6 protein-coding genes and 1 pseudogene are annotated in these 4279 nt (G+C 46.6%); 1 reads left to right on the top strand and 6 read right to left on the bottom strand.

From position 1 onward, the window contains the following. The 6 genes and pseudogenes from H6F93_RS00840 to H6F93_RS00865 all read right to left on the bottom strand — a co-directional run. The coding region (locus H6F93_RS00840; RefSeq protein WP_190678331.1) for a ThiF family adenylyltransferase at positions 1-286 on the bottom strand (286 nt) is incomplete at its 3' end. A 7-nt stretch (positions 287-293) separates the two neighbouring features. Then, positions 294-1124 (bottom strand): hypothetical protein, encoded by an 831-nt coding sequence (locus H6F93_RS00845; RefSeq protein WP_190678333.1) that lies wholly within the window; start codon positions 1122-1124, stop codon positions 294-296. 6 nt (positions 1125-1130) lie between these two features. Next, the gene (locus tag H6F93_RS00850) at positions 1131-1715 is read right to left on the bottom strand and encodes a 3'-5' exonuclease (RefSeq protein ID WP_190678335.1); all 585 of its coding nucleotides are present in this window, start codon (positions 1713-1715) and stop codon (positions 1131-1133) included. A 25-nt stretch (positions 1716-1740) separates the two neighbouring features. Beyond that, positions 1741-2208: pseudogene (ybiA, locus tag H6F93_RS00855) on the bottom strand (riboflavin biosynthesis intermediates N-glycosidase). 2 nt (positions 2209-2210) lie between these two features. Further along, positions 2211-3050 carry a GNAT family N-acetyltransferase gene (locus H6F93_RS00860; RefSeq protein ID WP_190678337.1) on the bottom strand — a complete coding sequence of 280 codons (840 nt, stop codon included), beginning with the start codon at positions 3048-3050 and terminating at the stop codon, positions 2211-2213. A gap of 11 nt (positions 3051-3061) precedes the next feature. Then, complete coding sequence (locus H6F93_RS00865; protein ID WP_190678339.1) at positions 3062-3619, bottom strand: RNA 2'-phosphotransferase; 558 nt, start codon at positions 3617-3619, stop codon at positions 3062-3064. Positions 3620-4114: 495 nt separating this feature from the next. On the opposite strand from H6F93_RS00865, the gene H6F93_RS35565 reads away from it, so the two are divergent. Beyond that, a partial coding sequence (locus H6F93_RS35565) for an AAA family ATPase (protein WP_190678342.1) occupies positions 4115-4279 on the top strand: 165 nt, incomplete at its 3' end.

Raw genomic sequence — 4279 nt, forward strand, 5'->3', positions numbered from 1 at the left:
TGGTTTCAGCTTCTACCTTTGTCCCAATCGCCCGATACAAGTTATTCGCCAGAATCTTGGCTTTGAATGCACCGACATCCGAACGATAGTAGGGCTGCGTGGAAAGATTGCGTTCTTCAATGCGATCGCGATCAATCACTTTGAGCTTGCCAAAGCCAGTACGAACCAGATTCTCAGCCAGGTTTGCGCCCAAAGCTCCTGCACCACAGATGTTCACAGGAAAATCCTTCAGCTTCGCCATGACTGAATCTGTCCGGTACAGCTGCTCATGAAAAAAGATGCTCATATCTTCACTACTCCTGGTGTTCCATCACACCCACTAACGATTGCAGGTCAAAGTCGCGATCGCGCCCACTGAGACAAATACCAGAACTCACCACAGTCAGATCATCTTTGGCGATCGCACTGGTATGACGAGTGCCATCAGATGTTGTCCAATCCACCGTCCAGTAATCCCCTCGATCCTGGAACTGGTGCAGTTCACCGCCACCCAGTTTGAGAGCTTGCCGCAGCCGCTTTTCATCCCGTTGGGGTTGGGCAAACCCTTCTATCTGCTGAGTTGCTAATTCGTAGAGCGTTCGCATTTCTGGAGTAATCCCCTTAAAATGCAATTTCTCAACGGGAATCAGTTGTTTGAGAGCAGATTGTAGGGTTTCTGCGATCGCAGGGTCAGCGCGGCGATCGACTTCCCCAAACCAGCAGGAGTTGCCATTCCAACGAGCAAGGATTTGCTCAAACGCAACGCCTTCTGTCACCAGATGCACAACTACAGGCTTGACAATCTTAAACCGTTGCCGCATGTCTGCTTCATTGACGGGATATGCCAACCAGTTTTGATGTTGTAAGCGATAAGCTAACCGCAGTCGGATGGTCGGAAACTGCTGTAAGTAAGCAGTAATCTGAGATAAATCTGCTTCTTCAAGTAGCGTTGCCGTCTGTGCATCCACAGGCTGAAAAATACCCCATCCTTCAAACTGCCGAGGTTTAGGAGTGAAAGTATAGACCATTCCTGCTACCCGTGTGCGAACTCGCCCACCTTTGACACAGGGTGCAAGGAATTGGGTTGTTTGCAATTGCACCTCAGCACTGGCAATCTGGTTGAGTAGCTTGTGGATGTCAGTCATTGTTAATTAAGCGGTTGAAGGCTGTTGTAGCTGCTGCCTGCCTAAAATGAACGGCAGCAATTTAGCAATATTTCTGGCATCATCAATGCCCCTGTGATGAGTTCCTTCCAGTTCAATTCCTGCCAGTTGCAGGGCTTCTGCCATGCCGTATCGCTTGGGTAAGCCTTGAGCCTCACTGAACAACTGTTTGAGGTTGACGTGAGGATAGGCAATGGGGAAAGGAAGGTTGTGAAACTTGCTGTCTTGTTTGAATTGGTTGCGATCGTAATCACCCCACGAACCAAACATCGCATTGGGATAATTGGACAACCATTGCTTTAGGAGAGGAGATGCCTCCACATAACTTGGAGCCTGGTCAACTTGTTCCTGGGTGATGGAGGTTAATGACTTGCAGAACTCTGTGAGGATGGGATAACGAACGGGTTTGATAAACGTTTGGAACTCATCAATCACGGTTAAGCCCTGCGCTTCAACCATGACGGCTCCGATCTCAATAATTTCCGTTTCGTGTCGTTTAATGGTTTCTCGATTACAACAGGTTGCCTCTAGATCAAGAACTAAATAGTAATCGTATTGAGTTAAGTTTATCATCTCCTCCTCCTCTTACCTGCATCTATCAGTTCTCGTTGCGTAAAACCTCACGCACCTCCATCAAAATCTGCCCCAGTTTGTTTTTGCCGCTGCCATCTTTGCCACACCCCCAGTAGTAATCGATCGGAGAGTTCTCCACTAACACTTCATCTCCGGTTGCCAGCAAAATTTCTCGGATATCTGCATGGGTTCTAAACTTTTGCAGGACTGCTTTTCGCATGACATCATCTTTGACCTGCGCCCAATCAAACCGTAATGGTAAGGAGCGATCCGGAACGGATCAGCTTCACTGCGCGCGCCCCATATTTGCCGCATCTTTGGGAGTTTTAGTTTGTCGTACCTTTTCCAGGTAGGGAGTATCGATAAATTTCTGTCCCTGAAAGTAATGCTCGCTCGTTGCCCAATACAACTTATCGAGCATGAAACCATGCGCTGAGAAGTTAGAGAAGCAACCGTAAGGCTTTTCTCGCTCGACGTAGAAGTAAATCGTCATGGTTACTCCTTCATGGTGAATGAATATTCGTGCCAGTCACAAACGGGACAATAACCGATTTTTTGGTAAATAGAGTTTGAGGTGGAATTTGCTAAATCAGTGAATAAAAAACAGCGATTGCACCCCTGCTCCAAAAGCTTCTGGCTTAAGGCAGCGACACTAGCCGTTGCATACCCTTTGCGACGATATTCAGGGGGAGTGTAAACGGGGGCAATCCGAGCCGCTGTTGAGGAAAATTGCCGACCGCCAACCATTGAAACGGGAACGCTATCCTCCCACAAATAGGTACTCTGCCGCTTCAACTCAACATCTACTCTCCGTTCAATTTCGCCATCGCTTACAAGGTCAATTTCGGCATTAAACGCAGCAAACCACTTTAATAACAAGGGGCGATCGCCTGATGTTGCAAGCCTGAGATGCCCTTTAACCGTTGTTACGGGTTCTACCTGGGTTAACTGATAAATTCTTGACTCAACTCCTCGTTGATAAGATTGCCCAGTGAGAGTTTGCCAAATCTGCACAAACGCTTCGGTCCCAGCTACCAGACCCTCAACCCCTGGTAGTTTCTCGTGTTGTAAGTCTTGAGCAATGAGGTTTAAGGCATTCAAATCCTGTACGTTAGACAGCAGTAAATTGTTTGGAGGTGTGCGGATGGCGATCGCTAGAATCTGGTCATTTGTTTGAACAAGTGCTAGATAGGGTGGTTCGGGATAACGCTCTGGATAATACAACAGCGTGTGCAAAACACCCAGCAACGCATTGTGTTCTGCCTCGTATTGCAGCAGATAATTTTGAGTGCATTGCCAAAATTCCTTAACGCTATCAAATCGATGGAGTTGCATTTTCGATATCCTCAGTTTTGAATACTCATCACCTCTAAATACTGCGGGGGAACTTCATCCACGAGCCAGACTCCATTATCGGAGCAGTAAAACGTGAATCCTGCCTGGTGCATACTGGCAGCAGCGATCGCAAAAATTACAGGACGACCATGCCGCATTCCTACCTTCCGAGCCGTTTCTACATCTTTAGACAAATGCACATGATGCCGTGACATCTTGAGTAACCCTGATTGTAGAATTACTGTCACCGATCGTTCACCCGTTCCGTGATACAGCACATCTGGTGGGATTTGCGGTTGTAGTTCTAAATCAACCTCAACACTATGTCCTTGATTGGCGCGAATACGAGTTTTCGTCTCATCAAATGAGAATTGCTGTTTATCATTGTTAGCAACGACTTCTTCTAACTCGGCACGAGTGATAGGAAACTGATGGGCGGCACAAGCAGATAGCAACTCATCGACGTTCACCCAACCCGCGATCGCCAGAGTCAGTCCAAGCCGCTCTGGTGCGTGTCGCAGATGTTTGCTGAGGTATTTGCTAATTTTGATCTGCCGTGTTTTGTCCATAACGTTTCTCTGTTTTAATAAATCTCCTGCGTGCAAGTTTTGAGAGCATTGCGCTTTCTCAGCTACTTGGGGCGCTCCGCTGGTGAGTTGTTACACACTCTTTCAAGGATGGCTACTTCTAAGCCCACCTTCCAGGTTCTTTGCACTCCCCGTTCACAAGCGCCCACTGCTTGCAGTGGCACGTTTCCTCTCGTACTCGTATGTAGGCTCTACAGGTTGGGGCACGCAGGAGACTATGAAATGCTACCGCTTACCAGGCAAAGATTCCTGAACAGCGATCGCTGCCACGCCCTACGCTTTCTTCATCTAGTTCATCGCTATCATCTCTTACGGCTGAACAATGTTTTAACTCAACATAACACAAAATACTACAAATACTACATTGATGGGCTAACGTGCTGAAAGAACACCATTTCAGATTTATCGTACACTTGTACTTATTTCTAGTTCAAGTTAAAATCTCATCGTTGTAACTCCCTAGAAGCCATTCAAATAATGAAAGTAAGTAGTCTTTCAATCAAAAATGTGAAGAGCTTCAAAGATTCAACAGCACTTCTGTTCGATAAAAAGTTTAATATCCTGGTTGGTCCTAATGGTGGCGGAAAAAGCAATCTTTTAGACATTTTGAATATAGTTCTACGAAACTTCTTCTTAATTACC

Origin of the sequence: Leptolyngbya sp. FACHB-671, from assembly GCF_014695745.1 — a bacterium.
Classification (GTDB): domain Bacteria; phylum Cyanobacteriota; class Cyanobacteriia; order Elainellales; family Elainellaceae; genus JAAUTN01.